The organism is Variovorax sp. 10N432 (assembly GCF_056394465.1).
In genome coordinates this window covers 130,222-148,066 of sequence record NZ_JBFTHX010000002.1, presented here as the reverse complement: position 1 = coordinate 148,066, position 17,845 = coordinate 130,222, and the positions used below count along the sequence as shown (strand labels likewise).

The following is a 17,845-nucleotide window of genomic DNA, read 5'->3' as shown; positions in this document are numbered from 1 at the left end:
GGGGACGACACCCGGCCCGCGCGCGCCCACGATGCCCGAGCCGCCCCGAGCGCAACGCGATCGCTCGAGAGGATGCACGGACCACGAGAAGGGATTCGCCATGAGCTACGCAACAGCCCGCGACGACGAACAGATGAAGGTGCTGGGGCCTGCGATCGACAAATTCATCGAGCGGTACAACAACAACCCGGGGCTGGCAAATGGCAGACGGCGCACGGTCTTCCTGTTCCCTGGCGGCATGGCCAGCCGGTTGATCCGTGCGACGACGCCTTACGACCCTGCTGCTGCGGACCAGGACCTCAAGTACGAAACGATATTTCCCACACTCGAATGCTTCCTGGACGGCACCGCATGCGACATGGCGCTGACGCGAAAACCTGAGAACGGCATCGACTACTACGAGGACACCGAACAGCGCTTGGTCCTCGCCTGCGACGCCATCGACCTCGAAGGCGCCCTGATTCCGTTCGATCCGGTCCCCTTTCCTCCCGCCGAGGCGATCGAGCACTTCCTGAAGAGCATCTCGCCGTACGCCGACTTCCTGCAATGGTGCGAGGACAACCATCTCGACTACTTCGTGTTCGGCTGGGACTGGCGCCGGAGGATGCAGGAGACCGGCGTGTTCTTCAGGGACACGTTCCTGCCGGAGTTCCAGGCTCGAGTGAAGGCCGAGTGCGGCGCCGATCCGCTCGACGACTATTCGCTGGTCGGCCACAGCGCCGGCGGCATGGTGGTCAACTGGCTCCTGCGCAACATCGTCGACAGCAGTCACATCAGCCACGTCATCACGGTGGGCACGCCGTTCTACGGCTATGTCAGCCAGGTCCACCGCTGGTTCGAAGGGGATTCGTACTTCAACGGTCCCGGCAACATCTACCGGGACGCCATCATCCGGACGGTCTGTGCGCTGCCTGCCTGCTACGCCTGGCAGTTCCTGAACGAGCAGACCTTTGTCGACCACAAATATGACTTCCTGGCCGACACTGAATTCCCGCTCCTGAGCTATCCCAGCCTGGACAAGGCCACGGGGAACATGGCCGACCCCTACAACCCGCAACCGGGGCCGAATGGAGAGGACCGCTACCCGGGCAGCACGGGCTTCGACCCTGTGGAGCTCGACGCCGCGGAAGCGCTGGTGGTGGAGTTGGCGCAGCCACTCGATTCATACGACAAGTTCTTTAACGTCCGGGGTGTCCAGCTGAAAGTGCACTTCCCCAAGCCGAGGCCCGCGGACCGGACGAGGGGCGCCGTCTGGTGGGGGTGGGCTGACGAGGCGCAACCGATTGTCGATGCCGTCAGCGTGCCTGGAGACGGCACCCAGCCGGCGTACTCGGCGCGCCTTCTGGAACTCTTTCTGCAGCAGGGCGACCACGTCTTCACCCTCGAGGACTACAAGATCCAACACATGCTCATGATGAACCAGAAGCCCACGCGCGACGCACTGGCCGGACTGCTGCTGAATTGAGGAGATCGCCATGAAAAGGAAGCCCATCGCCCCCCGGACGGATCCCTACACGACGTGGGTGAGGCCGGCCGCGACGTCGGCGGACGCGCTCAGGTTCATCCGGAATGCGCAATCCATGTTCAGACACTACGAGCCCACTCCGGAGAACAGGGAGCGCCTGCTGAAGTACGTGTCTCAGGCGAAGCCCGCCTGGCTGCGCATGCTGTCGCGACGCATCATGATCGACATTGGAGAGGGGCGGCAGCCGGAGGCCGCGGCCTTCGAGCACCGCGCTCCCGGAAAAAAGGGACGGTGAAACGTCGCCGCGCCGCCCCGCTGGCACGGCGTGAGCGATCCCGACCCTGCGCCAGGTCCTCGAAGGTCAGCTTGCGCAGTTCCTTGGCGACATTCTCCGACTTCGAGAACGTCTGCAGCTCGAGGGCCCTGCAGGGCTTGCGGACCGCGGCCTGTCTCAGGACGTGGTCCGCAATCCCGGAAAGAGCTTGAAGGCGTCGTCGCGAAGCATCGCGATGGCCTCTGCGCCGGTGAGATTGGCGTCCGGCGAGACGGGGGGCACCGCGGCGCCCAGGGCTTTCTCGAATGCCAGCATGCTGTGCACCAGCGCCTTGCCGAGCGGCGACAGCGGCAGATCGGGTGGAAGCAAGGCGACATCGAACTTCGGAACCGGCCTTGGCGTGACCTCAGGCCATTGTTCCGGTGCCCTCGGCTGGTCGAGCGAAAGAACGGGCGCGAGGTCCGGTGCCGAGGCGTCGCGTGCGGTGAGAGGGCGCCCGAGCGACCACCGCTTGCGCAGGGTCTGGATCAATGCGGTGTGGCGGTATTCGTCATTGACCACGGTGCGCTCGGGAACCCATGCCGAGACCGCGATCGCAGGCACCCGCGCGCCTGACCGATTGAACGTGAACCCCATCTGGCCGGCAGGTGCCGAGCGGGTCGGCGGCACGGCGGGCGGGGGCGGGACATGATCGTAGGTTCCACCCGATTCGTCGAAGGTGACCAGCAGGAATGTATTGAGGTAGTTCGATCCGCGCGGCGACGACGAAGAACGAACTGCGTCGTAGACCGACGCGAGCAGCGCGTCGCCGCCCAGAAGCGATGACGGCGGGTCGTACGGCACGCCGTGAAGCAGCGCCGAGATCGGCGGGTGCATGTCATTGTGGCCGTGCCACAGGTTCGGCTCGATGAACGAGTAGGTCGGCAGGCGGCCTCTCCTGGCGTCATCGAGAAAATCGGCGACGGTCGAGAAGTTGGTTGCGAAGCGGATGCGCAAGCGTGAGGCGTGAATGATCCCGGTGAAGGAGGCCGGGCTCGGCGAGTCGCAATACACGCGCCATGTCAGCCCCTTGGCCTCCAGGCGTTCGAACAGCGTCTCGGCCTTGTTGCGAAGGGGAAAGGAATCCGGAGGAGACATGTTGACGACGAACCCCGAAGCCGTCCCCGCATGGAAGAAGGATCGGTTGGTGAACGTCTGCGACGGCACTTCACAGAACCAGTGGTCGAAAACAGCGAAGCCACGCGCCAGCGCCGAGGTCACCGGCATCTGCTCCGGCGTGTACCCCGTCATGATCCGGGCGTACTCGTCGTAGGTGGGCTGCCGCTTCATCTCGGCCGTGAAGGCGCTGATGTAGTCCATGACGAACCCGTCCATCGTCGGCTGCTGGCGCGGATCACTCGGCGCGTTGTACGGCGCCACCATGCGCTCCAGCGGCATGAAACGGTTCTTCGGATCCAGCGTCCCGAACAGATCCGTGTTGATGTGCGGATACTCCTCGCCAGGATCCGGTTGCGGCGTGTTCATCGTGGGCGACACGCCGTAGGGCACGAACTTGCGCTCGGCGCCTTGCTCGGCCCATTCCGGAATCGGGTTCTTGAGATCCTTGCCGATCACGCCCTCGAACGACTTGACTTCGCCCGGCGCATAGAGGCGGCCGAGCAGGTTGTCGAACGAGCGGTTCTCGAACATGAGCACGACCACGTGGTCGAGCGCCTTGCCCCGGTCGTTGCGGGACCGTTGAGCCCGAGTGATCTCGGGAAAGGCAACGCTGGCGGCTGCCGCACCGACGATCTCGATCACCTTGCGCCGTGTTGTCATGGCTTATCCCGCTGGCCTGAACATCGACCCGGACATTGCCGCGCACGCCGCGGCGATCGGTCGGGTCGCAGCGCGAAAGACTAGCTTCGTTGCGCCGTTTGACAATCCCAGCGCGCACGTAATCCACGTACGTGGGTCTTCGAGGCGGCTAGTGAGATGCTGATCAATTGATCGATCCGGCACCGCGTATGCATGCATGAAACCCCGGCGAAACGCCTGTGAGCGGCGACCGCCTTCGCAGACCAGCGCGACCAAAAATGCCCGATCCTTGCCGGAATATCCCCTCATTTGGGGATGTGGACGGCCATATCGAGCCCCCGAAGCGTTTCACCAGCTTATTGTCACTAAAATGTAACAAAAAGAATATGGAGAAACGAAATGCAAAGAAGAGATGGGAGCCCCGTGCCTCCAACCATCATCAATGTCTGGTCGGTCGGCTGGGTGATCCTGGCACCCTTGGCTCTATGGCTGCTCTTTGACAAGAGCAGCAAGGTCCTGTCCGCCTCGGCGTGGGCGGGGAGCATGCCTGATTCGGATGATTTCGTTTCGACAGTGCGCTGGCTCTCCAGCCTCAAACTGTTCCGGCTGGTGTTCGCGCTGTTCGCCGGGTATCTGATTCAACGCATCGTTTTCCCAGGCCGCCGCTGGACGGCGCCGCTGATCGGCGTGTCGATCATTGTCCTGGCAGTTCTTGGCGTCTCTGTCGCGCACCGCGACAGTCCGCTGGCCACCCTGTCGCACTGGCTCGAGGGCGCCGCACCACTCGGGTGGATGCTCCTGGTGTGCCTTTGGCGAGACGCGGTCTGCGTGGCGCTTCTAGCCATGGGCATCTCGACGCTGCTGGCAGTCACGCCGGCGTCCGCGCGGTGGTTCATCGTCCGTTCCGTGCAATGGGGTTCTGTCCTGATCTGTCTCGCGGTCGGCATCGAATGGACCTACGAGCTTGCAACGGGTCAACCACTGAGCTTTCGGGTCGTGCTCCTTGGAGCCCGGCATCCAATGGAATTCCTGCCAATGGTGAGAGCGGAAACCACACCCTTCAGGGTCTTTGCGCTGATTGGAGGCAGCGTATTGGCAATGTGGTGGGGATGGCATTGGCGCTGGCTGGCGAGCGCGTCATTGCAGCGCGTCCCGAAGCTTTCTGCTGCCACGCTGGGCGGGGCGCTCGGCCTCGCGGCATGGGTTGCTCCGGTGCCTGCACTGGGCTTCGTGGAGGCCGAGCGGCATACGGAAGGGACGTTGCACGCCCTCTACAAGAGCGCGCTTCCGAGCCTGTCCGATGAATTGCGGGACGAGGCGCAACTCGCCTACCAAAGAACTGGAAACGCTCGCTGGCACAACACAGAGATGGCTCTCGAGCCCACGGACCGGGCCCGCGCGGCGAATGTCGTGATCGTGATGATGGAATCGATACGTGCGTCATCGACCACGATGCATCGCTCGGAACTGGCAACCATGCCCTATCTGCAGAAACTCGCGAACTCCGGGATGTGGATCGACGACATGAACGCGGTCATCCCACGCACGACCGCGGCATGGCATGCGATCCTGACCGGCCTGTATCCGCTGACGAATGAGGAAACGCATGTCTGGGCCAAGGAGAATGCCAAGGCGGAGCGACCCCGGAAAACCCGCAGCCTGGTGAGTGCGATGGGCGAGATTGGCTATTCCACCGCGTTCTTCACGCCCACACATCTCGATTTGCTGGATGACTCATACGTCATCGAAGCCATGGGATTCGACCGGGTCTCGACAATGAAGGACATCCTCCGCCCAGGCGTGGAGAAGGCCAACTACCTTGGGGTGGCAGACGATTTGATCGTCGAGCCCCTCCTGGAGTGGGCGTCCTCACAAAGTCGGAATGGGAAACCCTCGTTGACCGTCTACATGACCAACGTGGGCCATCACGCCTATGAGACGCCAGACTCCTGGAAGAAAATCGATTTCCCGAACGTCACCAAGCCGATACTGAACGACTACTACAACTGCTTGCGTTACATCGACAGCGTGCTCGAAACGCTGGTCACGGGATATGAGCGCCTGGGCCTCCTGGACAACACGATATTCGTGATTCTCGGAGACCACGGTCAGATGTTTGGCGAGCACGGCCTCAAGCAGACGTTCAATGCCATCTATCAGGACGGCATTCATGTTCCGGCCGTCATTTACGCACCGGGCCTCATCAAGGAGGGCGTCAAGGTGAGCGGACCCAGGCAGCAGATCGACATTCTTCCGACGCTTGCGGATTTGCTCGGCTATCGCGTCGTGGATGCGGAGTTGCCTGGCATCTCTCTGCTGGCCGACGTCGACGCCTCACGCGCCCTCTTCTTCAGCAGCAGCATTGACTGGTCCTTTCTCGCAATGCGGAAGGGACCGCGCAAGTACATCTACGACTACGACCGCAGCCCTCTGGAGATCTACGACCTTGCCAGCGATCCCGGCGAGGCACGCCCTTTGCAGGCCAGCACCCTGGAGCGCAATGAAATTCGAACGCAGTTGCTGCGATGGAAAATTGACACAGCCTTGGCGATGTACGGCGTACCTTCGGCAAGTTATCGCGTGCGACGCTCCTGGAAGATGGAAGATCCTGCCGCGGATTGACGCAGACGCCTTTCGGACGCTTGCGCTCGCCTCTGCTGCCGTCGTCGCGATCACGCGATCCGTGGGCGCGACGCCGCAGGCCTGCTGCAGGTAGCCGGCCATGGCTTCGACCTGCGCCAGCAGTTCGGCGTAGCTGATCCCCGACGGCAACGCCGCCTACGAGGCGGTCATCCGGCCGCTGAATCGGCGGGCCGAGCCGACAGCCTGAGCCTTCCGGCCGCTCAGATCTGGTCCACGAACCGCCGCAGCCCTTCCAGGTCGACCACGGTGATCCCCCCATACTCGATCTGCAGCAGCCCCGCCGCCCGCAGCCGGTTCAAGGCCGCGTTGCAGCGCTGCCGCGACAGCCCGGAAAGATTGGCGATCTCCTCCTGCGACGTCTCCAGGTGCGCCTGCCCCAGCGGATGCAGCCAGGGGTGGAACAGCCCCGCGATCGCCCTGGCCACCTGGCTGTCGGCGTCCAGCAGGCGCTGGGCTGCGTAGTTGCCCATGAACCAGTGCAGCCGCTCGTTGATCTGCACCAGCAGGAAGTGGTTGAAGCTCAGCTGCGTGCGGTGCAGCCACTCGAAGGTCTCGATCGGCAGCACCGCCACCCGGCTGTCGCGCAGCGCGATGATGTCGGCCGTGCGCGGCACCGCGCGCAGCAGCGTGCCCTCGCCGAACCAGCTGCCCACCGACAGGCCGCCGAAGGTCACCGAGCGGCCGTCGTCCGAGGTGATCGACCACTTGAGCAGGCCTTCGAGCGTGCCGTACCAGTGCAGCGGGGTCTCGCCGCGCCGGCACAGCGCCGCGCCGGCCGCCACGTGCTCCTCGCGCATCTCGTCCAGCACCCGGGCCTGGGCGTCGGCATCGAGCTCGGCGAACCAGCCCGAGACTTCGAGCAGGCCCGGGATGGAGAGGGAAAGGGACTCGTGTTGTCTCTGATGGTGCGGCTTGTGGGGCATGGGCGATCCTCGCCTCGTAAACCCTGATCCAAAATGTCGTCGCGATGACTGCCAGGGGGATGCAGGCCAAAAATAATACCCTGCTGTTCACAGGAGACCACCGATGTCGAAGCGCAAAGTGATCGTGACCATCGCCCCCACCGGCGGCATGGCCCACAAGTCGCAGAACCCCCACCTGCCCACCCAGCCCGCCGAGATCGCCGCCGACGTCGTGGCCTGCTGGCGGGCCGGCGCCAGCGTGGTCGCCCTGCACGCCCGCCGCCCCGACGACGGCGCCACCTGCAACGCCGACGTCTACCGCGACATCAACACCCGCATCCGCGCGGCCGGCTGCGACATCGTCATCAACAACTCCACCGGCGGCGGCGTGCACGGCGACATGGTCAAGCCGCTTCCGGGCGACCGCTGGGAGATCGCCTTCGAGGAGCGCATCAAGGGCATGGACGCCGGCGCCGAGATGTGCACGCTCGACGCCACCACGCTCAACCTCTCGTTCGAGGGCCGCGAGATCCTCATGGACACGCCCCTGACCAAGGGCCGGGCCCTGGCCGCCGGCATGAAGGCGCGCGGCATCAAGCCCGAATGGGAAGTGTTCAGCCCCACCCACATCCTGCAGGACACGACCACGCTGATCCAGGAAGGGCTGGACGACGAGCCCTACTTCATCAACCTGGTGATGAACGTGCACCGCAACTTCCAGAACGCGATGCCCTACTCGCCGCGCAACCTGCAGCTGATGGTCGACACGCTGCCCAAGGGCGCGATCTTCGGCGTCAGCGGGATCGGGCCGTCGCAGCTCGAGGCCAACATCGCGGCGCTGCTGCTGGGCGGCCATGCGCGCGTGGGCCTGGAAGACAACCTCTACTACCGGCACGGCGAGCTGGCCACCAACCTGCAGCTGACCGAGCGCATCGTGCGGATCATCCGCGAGATGGACATGGAACCCGCCACGCCGGCCGAGGCGCGCGAGATCATGGGCCTGCCGCGCGTCGGCGCACCCCGGCCCGAGTTCGCGCCGCACTGAACATGACAGGCACCGAGATGAGCCACACGCCTTCGGACGTGAAACGGGCGGCGGTGGTCGCCACCGGCGTCATCGGCGCCAGCTGGGCCGCCTACTTCCTGGCGCGCGGGCTCGATGTAGACGCCACCGACCCTTCGCCCGGCGCCGAGGCGCGGCTGCGCGAAGCGGTGGCGCAGCACTGGCCGACGATGGTCCGCTTCGGGCTCGCCGACGGCGCCGCGACCGAGCGGCTGCGCTTCCACGCCCGGCTCGAGGACGCGGTCGCCCAGGCCGATTTCGTGCAAGAGAACGGCCCCGAGCGCATCGACATCAAGATCGACCTGTTCCGCCGCATGGATGCGGCGGCGCCGCCCGCCACCTTGCTGGCGTCGAGCTCCTCGGGGCTGGCGATCAGCGCGGTGCAGTCCGAATGCAAGCACCCCGGGCGCGTGGTGCTGGGCCATCCGTTCAACCCGCCGCACCTGATCCCGTTGGTCGAGGTGGTCGGCGGCGAGCACACCTCGGCCGAGGCGATCGCGCGGGCCATGGCTTTCTACAGCGCCATCGGCAAGCGCCCGATCCACGTCCGGCGCGAGGTCAAGGGCCACATCGCGAACCGGCTGCAGGCGGCGCTGTGGCGCGAGGCCTTCCACCTGGTCGAGCAGGGCGTGGCCACGGTCGCCGACATCGACACCGCGATCGCGCACGGCCCGGGCCTGCGCTGGGCGCTGATGGGCCCGTTCATGAACCTGCACCTGTCGGGCGGCGCCGGCGGCATCGCGCACCTGCTCGACCACCTGGGCGGGCCGATCGAGGACTGGTGGCACGACCTCGGCGCCCCTTCGATGACGGCCGAACTCAAGCGCCAGGTGGCCGAGGGCATGGCCGACGAACTGGGCGGGCGACGCAGCGCCGACCTCGAAGCGGCGCGCGACGCCCTGCTGCTGGACCTGATCCGCGCCAAGGCCGCCTCGGCCACGCTCGAATAAGACAAGACCACGAGGCCCGACAGCGGCCTGGAGACACTCGTATGGCCCCCAACGGCTTCCTGGACGACGCGCGCCAGATCGCGCCGCCGCGCGCGCTGCGCATCGACTTCGACGACGGCTCCTTCGCCCTGCGCTCGCCGGTGGCGCTGCGGCCCTACGCCCGCTGCGTCGGCGAGTGGCTCGAGCGCTGGGCGCGCGAGACGCCCGACGCGATCGCGCTGGCCGAGCGCGACGACAGCGGCGAGGGCTGGCGCCGGCTCGACTACCGCGCGCTGCGGCAGGCCGTGGGCGCGGTGGCGCAGGGCCTGCTCGACCTCGGCGTGCCGGCAGGGCGGCCGGTGGTGATCCTGTCCGACAACGCGATCGACCATGCCGTGCTGATGCTGGCGACCCTGCACATCGGCCGCACGGCCTGCTCGCTGTCGAGCGCCTACTCGCGCATGGCCAAGGACCCGGCGCGGCTGCACGGCATGCTGCGCGCGCTCGACCCGGCGCTGGTCTATGCGTCGGACGCCAGGCTCTACGGCGCCGCGCTCGACGGCCTGGCGCTCGACGCGGCGCGGGTCTTCAGCCGGCATGCCGACAGCGTGCCGGGCGCGCTGTCCTTCGAGCGCCTGCTGCAGACGCCCGAGACGCCGGCCGTGATGCAGGCCTTCGAGGCGATCCTGCCCGACGCCCATGCCAAGTACCTGCTGACCTCGGGCTCGACCGGGCGGCCCAAGGTGGTGATCAACACCCACCGCATGCTGTGCGCCAACCAGCAGATGATGGCGCAGACCTGGCGCTTCCTGGACGACGAGAAGCCGGTGCTGGTCGACTGGCTGCCGTGGAGCCACACCTTCGGCGGCAACCACAACCTGCACATGGTGCTGTGCCATGGCGGCGCGCTCTACATCGACGAGGGCCGGCCGGCGCCGGGACTGATCGAGAAGACGCTGCGCAACCTGCGCGAGGTGCGCCCGACCTTGCTGTTCAACGTGCCGCGCGGCTTCGACATGCTGCTGCCCTTCCTGGAAGCCGACGATGCGCTGGCGGCCGAGGTGATGTCGCGGCTGCGGCTGGCCTTCTATGCCGCGGCGGCGCTGGCGCCGTCGACCTGGCAGCGGCTGGAGGCGGTCGCGCGGCGCGTGCGGCCGGGGCATCCGCTGTGGCTCACCACCTCGTGGGGCGCCACCGAGACCTCGCCGGCCATCACCTCGGCGCACTGGCGGCTCGACGGCGCCGGCTGCATCGGCGCGCCGCTGCCGGGGCTGGAGCTGAAGTTCGTGCCCAACGGCGACAAGCTGGAGATGCGGGTCAAGGGCGTGTCGGTGTTCCCGGGCTACCGCAACGCGCCGCGCGAGACCGCCGAGGCCTTCGACGACGAGGGCTACTACCGCATCGGCGACGCCGGCTACCTGGCGGACCCGGCGCGGCCCGAGCGCGGCGTGATGTTCCACGGCCGCGTGGCCGAGGACTTCAAGCTCGCCAGCGGCACCTGGGTCTCGGTCGGCACGCTGCGGGTCGACCTGGTGTCGCGGCTGGCGCCGCTGGTTCAGGACATCGTGGTCACGGGCCACGACCGCAGCGAGATCGGGCTGCTGGTGTTCGCCAGCCCGCAGGCCGCGGCGCAACCGCGCGAGGCCCTGCACGCCGCCCTGCTCGGCGTGATGCGCACGCTGCGCGATGCCGGCGCCGGCTCCTCGCAATCGCCGGTGCGGGCGCTGGTGCTGGGCGCGCCGCCCGACATCGACGCCGGCGAGATCACCGACAAGGGCTACATCAACCAGCGCGCGGTGCTCACGCGGCGCGCCGCCGAGGTCGAGCGGCTGCATGCGGACGCCGACGACCCGGAAGTGGTCAGACTCGCGTAAGCGGCGCGCATCCGCCGCTGGCTAGAATCGAAAATTCATCGCCGGCGGAGATTTCTCGACGTGAGAAGGTGGTTCGTGTTGTTCGGATTGTTCGCCTGCCAGGTCCAGGCGCAGTCCCCCTGGTTCACCGTCACCGGCAATCCGGCCGATCCCGCCGTCGACACGGTCGAGGTCGATCCGGTCGCGGTGCGCGCCGACGGCGCGCTCAAGACCATGAACGTGCGCGTGAGCCGTGCCGCCGAGCGGCGCAACTGGGACGGCCTGCCCTACCGCTCCTATGAATCCCGGGTGGTGTTCGACTGCCGGGCCCGCAAGGCCTCCTACGTAGAGGCGACCTTCTATCCCGTGCCGCTGTGGCGCGGGTCCCCGAAAGCCACGGTCGACTACGGCGCCAACCCCCAGCCGATGCTGTTCCGCGACGTCGAGCCGAACCCGACCCAGCGGCTGATCCGCGCCGCCTGCCAGCCGCGCTAGCGTTTCGGGGCCCCCGGCGGGAAGTCGGCGAACAGGCGGTCGAGCGTGCGCTGCACCGTGGCGTCGAGCCGCGACGGATCGTCGGGCAGCACGCCCTCGGCACTGCCGCGCCAGATCGCGCGCCGGCTCTTGGCGTCGAACATGTCGACCACCAGCGTGCCGGCCCGGTAGTTGTCGACCGACATGGTCACGCTGTCGCGCGCGCCGCTGACGCCCAGCCAGCGCAGGTCGTGGCCGATGCCGCTGTAGAAGTTGTTGAAGGTCTGGCCGTCGCGCGTGGTCACGTGGGCCGCGACATGCACCTCGCCATCGGCGACCCGCTTCCAGCCGCGCGCCTGCAGCCGGGTGTCGATGCCCTGGATGACGCTCTGCGGCACCAGCGCCGGGTCGCCCGCCGGCTCGGCGATCCAGCTGTAGCTGCGCAGGGCGCCGAAATCGGTCTTGACGTCGAAGTCGGTCTTGACGGTCACCGGGCTCGCACAGGCCGCCAGCAGGCTCGCCAGCGCGAGGGCAAGGAATCGTCGTCCGATCATGGATTCTCCTGAGTGGCGAGCGTCCGACGGACGCCCTGCGGCAGGATGGTACAGCCGGGCCGCGGCGGCCCCGAGCTCAGGCGACGGCGGCGAGTGCGTTCGAGGCCAGGTGGCCGTTGGTGCGCGCGTAGTGCAGCGCCTGGGTCCGGCTGTTGACGCCGATGCGGCGGTACAGGCGCCACATGTGGACCTTGACCGTGTCCTCGCTGATCTCGAGCCGCTCGGCCATCTCGCGGTTGCCCAGCCCCTCGGCGATCAGCTGCACCAGCTGGACCTGGCGCCGGGTCAGGCCGGCGCTGCTCTCGGGCGCGGCGGCCGGCGCTTCGTCCTTGTCCTGTTCCGACTTCAGTACGCTGCGCAGGCCCTTGATCAGGCCGGCGGCGTCGGAAGCCTTCTCGATGTAGATGTCGGCGCCGGCCGAGAGGCACAGCGCCTCCATGTCGGCCGCGGGCAGCGCGGAGTAGACCGCGATCGGCACTTCGGGGTGCTCGCGCCGCGCCGCCTCGACGCCGTCGCAGCCCTTGGTGTCGGGCAGGTTGAGGTCGAGGCAGATCAGGTCGGCGGCGCCGTTGCGCTCGACCGCGCCGGCCAGCTTGTCGAGACGATCGATCTCGACGATGCCCGCCGCCGGCTGCAGCCGCCGCAGCATCAGGGCAATGGCGTCTCTCATCATCGGGTGGTCGTCCACCACGTAGAAGACATTGCGCGCTTTTCTCATTACCAGGTTCTTTCCGACACTCGGGATGGGCTACGGCGAACAGATTCGCCGAAAGGGCCGAGCGTAGTGGACGAAACAACCGATTGCGAGCACCTTCCGGCGTCCGGGCCCTCGCGAGCGCGACCTAAGTCTCAGTTTTCGGAACTCGATCGACTTCAGGAATCGCCCGGCGCTGCCGAAATGCGATCACCTCAACCAACCGAGCAACGAGATTGAAATGTCCAGACTCATCGTCCTGACCCGCCACGGAAGCGTCCGGCAGGTCAACATCAAGGGCCCGATCACCACGATCGGGCGCGATCCGTCATGCGGGGTCCACATCGACAGCCTGGGGGTCAGCCGCCATCACGCCGCGATCCACTGGACCGGCGACCGCTTCGTGCTGACCGACCTGGCCAGCCGCAACGGCACCTTCGTCAACAAGGTGCGGATCCGCGAGCGCGCCCTGGCCAACGGCGACGCGATCAGCACCGGCGACTGCCAGCTGCGCTTCCTGTACGAGACCCGGCCGCTGCCCACCGAGGAAGCGCTGCGGCTGGTCACGCTGTCGCACGCGCCGGTCGATATCGATGCCGCCGTGCGCGAGCGCAGCGACTGGGCGACCTTCTTCCGCCAGGGCGCCCGGGCCCGGCATGGCGACGGCCACCGTTCCGGCCGCGGCGAGCGGCGCGTCTGACCGGCCGCCGAAGCAAAAAAAGGCCCGCACGAGGCGGGCCGAATGATCCCTGGTCAGAAGATCCCTGGAGAACCAGCCTTGTTATCGACAGATCGTGGAAAAACTTGAGAGTTGGCCGCCAGTTCCGAAACTGTTACCGAGGCGACACGTGTAAGTGAACCCTCGCTCAGTCAACTTATCCTATGGAGTCCTCCCGCTACCACTCCAACACGGACATCAGATGAAGACGAAGTTTTTTGCACTCGCAGCCCTTGCCGCCCTCGGATCGGGCAGCGCCCTGGCCCAGAAGGCCGGCGATTGGCAGGTCGGTGCCGGCTGGCTGCACTTCGCGCCGCAAGACTCGAGCAAGCCCCTCACCTTCACCTCGCCGATCGCCGCCGTGGTGCCGGGCTCCGGCGCCAGCGTCGGCACCTCCGACACGCTCGGCCTCAACCTCACCTATTTCATCGACAGCCACTGGGCGGTCGAAGGCGTGATGGGCGTGCCGCCGAAGTTCAAGCTCTCGGGCGAAGGCACGCTGGGCCCGATCGGCGAGCTCGGCGAAGCCAGGCAGTGGAGCCCGACCCTGCTGGCCAAGTACTACTTCAACGACGGCGAAGCCAAGTTCCGCCCCTACGTCGGCCTCGGCGCAACCTACGTCTGGTACAGCGACGTCAAGCTCACGCCCGGCCTGCAGGGCGCGCTCGCCAACCGGCTGGGCCTGCCGCCATCGGCCCTGTCGGCGACCACGGCCAAGCTCGACAGCTCGTTCACGGCGGTGTTCAACGCCGGTGTCGCCTACCAGTTCGATCCCCACTGGGGCATGGCCTTCTCGGTCTCGTACATTCCGCTGAAGACCACGGCCAAGCTGACCACCACGGCCCGCGGCTTCCCGGTCGCCACCAGCGAGTCGAGCCTGAAAGTGAATCCGATCGTTCCGTACCTGGCGGTCACCTACAAGTTCTGAGCCGGGCCGCGCCCGACGGCCGTGATCCTGACGGACGGGGCGAGACCTCAAGTTTTTCGGCGGGCTGCCGATATACCTGGGCGTTCTCCCTTCGTCCCCTCTGGAATCACGACCATGTTCTTGAACAATTTTTCGATAGGCAGGCGCCTGGCCCTCGTGCTGGGCGCCATCCTGGCCCTGTTCCTCACCACCAGCTTGTTCGCGGTGCTGAAGCTGCGCGAGCTCGGCGTCGAGATCGAGGGCATGGTGACCGACAACGTCAAGACCGAGCGCGCCGGCTCCGACTGGCTGCGCCACACCAACTCGGGCGTGCAGCGCGCGGCCGCGATCGCCAAGAGCAGCGATCCGAGCCTGATCGCCTACTTCGCGCCGGCCACCGCGGCCTCGATCAAGGACACCAACGCACTGCAGAAGTTCATCGAAGGCCAGATGACCGCGCCCGAGGAACGGGCGCTGTTCCAGAAGGTGGGTGAGTTGCGCAAGGACTACCTCGCCGCCCGCGAAGAAGTGAGCAAGCTCAAGCTCGCCGGCGACCTCGAAGGCGCCGAACGGGTCTTCAGCTCGCGCTTCGAACCGACCTCGGTCAGCTACCTGGCCGGTGTCCAGCAGATGGTCGACCTGCAGCGCGCCGCGCTCGACGCTGCCGCCGAGCGGGCCCAGGCCATGCGCGCGCAGACCACTACCCTGCTGATGGTCTGCTCCGCGGTCACGCTGGTGCTCGGCAGCCTGCTGGCCTGGGGCCTGTCGCGCAGCATCACGCGGCCCCTGCGCCGCGCCGAGGCCACCGCCCAGGCAATCGGCGCGATGGACCTGAGCGGCACGGCCGAAGCCAGCTACGCCAAGGACGAGACCGGCCTGCTGCTGCGTGCGATCGACGGCATGCGCACGGCCCTGCAGACGTCGCTGCAGCAAGTGCATGGCGTGGTCGCGAACGTGTCGACCGCCAGCACGCAGATCGCGACCGGCAACCAGGACCTGTCGTCGCGCACCGAGCAGCAGGCCAGTTCGCTGGAAGAGACCGCTGCCTCGATGGAAGAACTGACCTCGACGGTGAAGCAGAACGCCGACAACGCCCGCCAGGCCAACCAACTCGCGGTCTCGGCTTCCGAAGTCGCCGTCAAGGGCGGCAGCGTGGTGAGCCAGGTGGTCGACACCATGGGTTCGATCAATGCCTCGTCGCGCAAGATCGTGGACATCATCGGCGTGATCGACGGCATCGCCTTCCAGACCAACATCCTGGCGTTGAATGCGGCGGTCGAAGCCGCTCGCGCCGGTGAGCAGGGCCGCGGCTTCGCGGTGGTGGCGTCGGAAGTGCGCAGCCTGGCGCAGCGCTCGGCGGCGGCGGCCAAGGAGATCAAGACCTTGATCGGCGACTCGGTGGAGAAGGTCGAAGAGGGCAGCAAACAGGTGGCGGAGGCGGGTCGCACGATGGAAGAGATCGTCGACAGCGTCAAGCGGGTGACCGACATCATGGGCGAGATCACGGCGGCCAGCCAGGAGCAGACCTCCGGCATCGAGCAGATCAACCAGGCGATCACGCAGATGGACCAGGTGACGCAGCAGAACGCGGCACTGGTGGAAGAGGCTGCGGCCGCGGCGCAGTCGCTTCAGGAGCAGGCCGGCAACCTGTCGCAGGTGGTGGGCGCGTTCAAGCTCGAGAAGAGCTACGGCTGAGCCTAGACCTCCGCCTCTTCGTCCTTCTCCGCATGCGTTTCGCTGAAGCGCCGTTCGGCGGCCGTGAGGTGGGTGGTGAGCACGTGCGAGATCAGGTTGATGCCGATCCCGGCGAACAGCGCCGGCAGCAGGTAGAGCGCCACCCGGATCTCCGAGACGAAGAACACGTCGTCCGCCAGCGAGGGCGTGACGGCGGCCAGGCTGGACAGCCGCTGCAGGAAGTAGACGTTGACGGCCGCTATCGCGACCAGCGAGAAACCCAGCGCCAGCACCGTCCAGCGTGAGATCGCCTGCTTGAAGATCATCACCGCGTAGAGCGTGAACGGCAGCACCACCGAGAAGGCCACCATCAGCCAGAAGATCGTTTCCGTGAAGACAGAGTTGCTGATGCGCATGGCGGGAACCTCGGGATGGGCGGTGCTGGCACGGGACGCGGACGTGGCGTCGGCGCGATTCTCGCCGCTGTCGCCGAGCGCCATCAATGCGGCTTCGCCGGCGGCTTCTTCTTGTCGTCGCTGCCGAACAGCCTTTCCATCTGCTGGCCGATGCGGGCACCGATCGCGGTGCCGACGCCCGGCAGCACGGCCGAGCCCACGGCGGCCCCGGTCAGCGCGCCGCCGGTCAGCGACAGCTCGGGCGCATCGAGCGTGCCGCCCACCTTGAGCGGCACGCCGACCACGCCGTCGACCAGGTCCACCGCCAGTTCGCCGTCGAGGCGGCGGTTCAGCACCGTGGCGCTGCCGCTGGCGGTCAGCACGCCCGAGCGCGCCTTGACGGCGCTGTAGCGCAGCACCGTGCCGTCCTCGCCGGCCTGGGTGTCGAGGATGCCGCTGAGGCTGTCGAGCGAAGTGCGGCCGCCCCGGCTGATGCCGGCGCTGCGCACCGCCTTGGCGAAGTCGAAGCCATTCAGCGTCGCGGGCGCGATCGTGAAGCGGGTGCGGGTGTGCAGCCGCCGCACCAGTTCGCCGGCATCGGCGCCCTCGGCGTCGACCGTGGTCTGGCCGCCGAGCTTGCCCTCGACCGCCGCGTGGCGACCAAAGCTGCGCAGCAGCGCGACAACGTCGACGCCCCGGGGCTCGAGCTCGGCGCCGAGGCGAACGCGGCCGTTGTCCAGCACCTGCAGCACGGTGCTGCCGTTCCAGGTGCCGCCGCCGATGTCGATCAGCGTGCGCCAGCGGTCCTGCCCGCCTTCGCGCTCGAGCCGCAGGCGGGCCGGCGGCGTGAGCCCGGCACGCCGCAGCTCGGCCTCGCGCGGGCGCCAGCCCGGATCGAACAGCACGTCGGCGTCGTAGGCCAGCGCGATCTCGCGGCGGTCGATCCAGACCACGTCGCGCAGGCGCAGGCGCGCCAGCGGCACTTCGGCCAGGGTCCAGGCGGCGCCCGCCAGAAGGCCCGGCGCGCCGACGCCTTCCGCGTTCCAGCGCCCGCGGAAGGCGCGCACCGAGGCCCGCGGCAGCACGGCGCCCTCGATCTCCAGCGACTCGATCGCGATGCGGCGCCCCCATAGCGCAGCCAGCCGCGGCCGGATGACGACCCGGCGCGCCGTGATCGGTGCCGGCTGCTCGGTCGCCAGGTCCGACAGCACGACCACCGGCGAGGGCCGCAGCGACCAGTGGGCCGACCCGACCTTCAGCCCGATGCCTGAAGCCTTCTGGAAGCGGGCACCGACTTCCGCCGCCAGTTCGCCATCCGTGGGCAGCCACAGGTTGAGCAACAGCGCGCCCCCGCCCAGCAAGAGAGCTGCCGCAGCGGCGAGGCCGGCGATCCATCGCAGGGGGCGGGTCATGTCGAGGAGCATCGCCCCGCCCGGCCGCGTGCGCTGTCAGCCATGGGCGCGTTTACGCCCTGCCGGCCGGCGCGACCTTGTCGCTATAGTT

Annotated in this window: 16 protein-coding genes; 10 read left to right on the top strand and 6 right to left on the bottom strand. The window is 67.4% G+C overall.

Annotated elements, in window-relative coordinates; genetic code table 11:
• Positions 1-100: 100 nt before the first annotated feature.
• The gene (locus AC1DF3_RS02945; protein WP_286535297.1) at positions 101-1,465 is read left to right on the top strand and encodes an esterase/lipase family protein; all 1,365 of its coding nucleotides are present in this window, start codon (positions 101-103) and stop codon (positions 1,463-1,465) included.
• 10 nt (positions 1,466-1,475) lie between these two features.
• Positions 1,476-1,760, top strand: coding sequence for a hypothetical protein (locus AC1DF3_RS02940; protein ID WP_286535298.1), 285 nt, complete (start codon positions 1,476-1,478; stop codon positions 1,758-1,760).
• Between the two features lie 156 nt (positions 1,761-1,916).
• On the opposite strand, the gene AC1DF3_RS02935 is transcribed toward AC1DF3_RS02940, so the two are convergent.
• Positions 1,917-3,557, bottom strand: a complete 1,641-nt coding sequence (locus AC1DF3_RS02935) for an alkaline phosphatase family protein (protein ID WP_286535299.1) — start codon at positions 3,555-3,557, stop codon at positions 1,917-1,919.
• A 402-nt stretch (positions 3,558-3,959) separates the two neighbouring features.
• Here AC1DF3_RS02935 and AC1DF3_RS02930 point away from each other — a divergent pair, with 402 nt between their 5' ends.
• On the top strand, positions 3,960-6,158 hold the full coding sequence (locus tag AC1DF3_RS02930) for an LTA synthase family protein (protein WP_478138776.1): 2,199 nt from the start codon (positions 3,960-3,962) through the stop codon (positions 6,156-6,158).
• Between the two features lie 221 nt (positions 6,159-6,379).
• On the opposite strand, the gene AC1DF3_RS02925 is transcribed toward AC1DF3_RS02930, so the two are convergent.
• A complete protein-coding gene (locus AC1DF3_RS02925) occupies positions 6,380-7,102 on the bottom strand; it encodes a Crp/Fnr family transcriptional regulator (RefSeq protein WP_286535302.1) in 723 nt (240 codons plus the stop codon).
• 103 nt (positions 7,103-7,205) lie between these two features.
• Between AC1DF3_RS02925 and AC1DF3_RS02920 the strand changes: the two genes are divergently transcribed.
• From AC1DF3_RS02920 to AC1DF3_RS02905, 4 genes are all read left to right on the top strand, one after another.
• Positions 7,206-8,126, top strand: coding sequence for a beta-keto acid cleavage family enzyme (locus AC1DF3_RS02920; protein WP_286535303.1), 921 nt, complete (start codon positions 7,206-7,208; stop codon positions 8,124-8,126).
• Positions 8,127-8,128: 2 nt separating this feature from the next.
• Positions 8,129-9,094, top strand: coding sequence for a 3-hydroxyacyl-CoA dehydrogenase NAD-binding domain-containing protein (locus AC1DF3_RS02915; RefSeq protein WP_478138775.1), 966 nt, complete (start codon positions 8,129-8,131; stop codon positions 9,092-9,094).
• A gap of 41 nt (positions 9,095-9,135) precedes the next feature.
• Entirely contained in the window at positions 9,136-10,947 is a 1,812-nt protein-coding gene (locus AC1DF3_RS02910) for a feruloyl-CoA synthase (RefSeq protein ID WP_286535305.1), read from the top strand.
• A gap of 75 nt (positions 10,948-11,022) precedes the next feature.
• Positions 11,023-11,421, top strand: a complete 399-nt coding sequence (locus tag AC1DF3_RS02905) for a surface-adhesin E family protein (protein ID WP_478138774.1) — start codon at positions 11,023-11,025, stop codon at positions 11,419-11,421.
• Here AC1DF3_RS02905 and AC1DF3_RS02900 read toward each other — a convergent pair.
• Positions 11,418-11,954: a DUF4136 domain-containing protein gene (locus AC1DF3_RS02900; RefSeq protein ID WP_286535307.1), complete on the bottom strand. Its 537-nt coding sequence runs from the start codon at positions 11,952-11,954 to the stop codon at positions 11,418-11,420. The two genes, AC1DF3_RS02905 and AC1DF3_RS02900, sit on opposite strands and share 4 nt — an antisense overlap.
• 76 nt (positions 11,955-12,030) lie before the next feature.
• A complete protein-coding gene (locus tag AC1DF3_RS02895) occupies positions 12,031-12,672 on the bottom strand; it encodes a response regulator transcription factor (protein WP_478138773.1) in 642 nt (213 codons plus the stop codon).
• A 217-nt stretch (positions 12,673-12,889) separates the two neighbouring features.
• Between AC1DF3_RS02895 and AC1DF3_RS02890 the strand changes: the two genes are divergently transcribed.
• The 3 genes from AC1DF3_RS02890 to AC1DF3_RS02880 all read left to right on the top strand — a co-directional run bounded on the left by AC1DF3_RS02890 (position 12,890) and on the right by AC1DF3_RS02880 (position 15,968).
• Positions 12,890-13,348 carry an FHA domain-containing protein gene (locus AC1DF3_RS02890; protein WP_286535309.1) on the top strand — a complete coding sequence of 153 codons (459 nt, stop codon included), beginning with the start codon at positions 12,890-12,892 and terminating at the stop codon, positions 13,346-13,348.
• A gap of 220 nt (positions 13,349-13,568) precedes the next feature.
• Positions 13,569-14,294, top strand: coding sequence for an OmpW/AlkL family protein (locus tag AC1DF3_RS02885; RefSeq protein WP_286535310.1), 726 nt, complete (start codon positions 13,569-13,571; stop codon positions 14,292-14,294).
• A 114-nt stretch (positions 14,295-14,408) separates the two neighbouring features.
• Positions 14,409-15,968: a methyl-accepting chemotaxis protein gene (locus AC1DF3_RS02880; RefSeq protein WP_478138772.1), complete on the top strand. Its 1,560-nt coding sequence runs from the start codon at positions 14,409-14,411 to the stop codon at positions 15,966-15,968.
• A 2-nt stretch (positions 15,969-15,970) separates the two neighbouring features.
• On the opposite strand, the gene AC1DF3_RS02875 is transcribed toward AC1DF3_RS02880, so the two are convergent.
• Positions 15,971-16,447, bottom strand: coding sequence for a hypothetical protein (locus AC1DF3_RS02875; protein WP_478138771.1), 477 nt, complete (start codon positions 16,445-16,447; stop codon positions 15,971-15,973).
• The gene (locus tag AC1DF3_RS02870) at positions 16,447-17,754 is read right to left on the bottom strand and encodes an AsmA family protein (RefSeq protein ID WP_286535313.1); all 1,308 of its coding nucleotides are present in this window, start codon (positions 17,752-17,754) and stop codon (positions 16,447-16,449) included. The genes AC1DF3_RS02875 and AC1DF3_RS02870 overlap by 1 nt, the downstream gene beginning before the upstream one ends.
• Positions 17,755-17,845: the final 91 nt, after the last annotated feature.

Bases quoted from the DNA above. Each gene is read 5' to 3' on its own strand.
- AC1DF3_RS02880 (WP_478138772.1), top strand. From the start codon at position 14,409: ATGTTCTTGAACAATTTTTCGATAGGCAGGCGCCTGGCCCTCGTGCTG.
- AC1DF3_RS02895 (WP_478138773.1), bottom strand. From the start codon at position 12,672: ATGAGAAAAGCGCGCAATGTCTTCTACGTGGTGGACGACCACCCGATG.
- AC1DF3_RS02945 (WP_286535297.1), top strand. From the start codon at position 101: ATGAGCTACGCAACAGCCCGCGACGACGAACAGATGAAGGTGCTGGGG.
- AC1DF3_RS02875 (WP_478138771.1), bottom strand. From the start codon at position 16,447: ATGGCGCTCGGCGACAGCGGCGAGAATCGCGCCGACGCCACGTCCGCG.
- AC1DF3_RS02870 (WP_286535313.1), bottom strand. From the start codon at position 17,754: ATGACCCGCCCCCTGCGATGGATCGCCGGCCTCGCCGCTGCGGCAGCT.
- AC1DF3_RS02915 (WP_478138775.1), top strand. From the start codon at position 8,129: ATGACAGGCACCGAGATGAGCCACACGCCTTCGGACGTGAAACGGGCG.
- AC1DF3_RS02910 (WP_286535305.1), top strand. From the start codon at position 9,136: ATGGCCCCCAACGGCTTCCTGGACGACGCGCGCCAGATCGCGCCGCCG.
- AC1DF3_RS02940 (WP_286535298.1), top strand. From the start codon at position 1,476: ATGAAAAGGAAGCCCATCGCCCCCCGGACGGATCCCTACACGACGTGG.
- AC1DF3_RS02885 (WP_286535310.1), top strand. From the start codon at position 13,569: ATGAAGACGAAGTTTTTTGCACTCGCAGCCCTTGCCGCCCTCGGATCG.
- AC1DF3_RS02925 (WP_286535302.1), bottom strand. From the start codon at position 7,102: ATGCCCCACAAGCCGCACCATCAGAGACAACACGAGTCCCTTTCCCTC.
- AC1DF3_RS02900 (WP_286535307.1), bottom strand. From the start codon at position 11,954: ATGATCGGACGACGATTCCTTGCCCTCGCGCTGGCGAGCCTGCTGGCG.
- AC1DF3_RS02935 (WP_286535299.1), bottom strand. From the start codon at position 3,557: ATGACAACACGGCGCAAGGTGATCGAGATCGTCGGTGCGGCAGCCGCC.
- AC1DF3_RS02890 (WP_286535309.1), top strand. From the start codon at position 12,890: ATGTCCAGACTCATCGTCCTGACCCGCCACGGAAGCGTCCGGCAGGTC.
- AC1DF3_RS02920 (WP_286535303.1), top strand. From the start codon at position 7,206: ATGTCGAAGCGCAAAGTGATCGTGACCATCGCCCCCACCGGCGGCATG.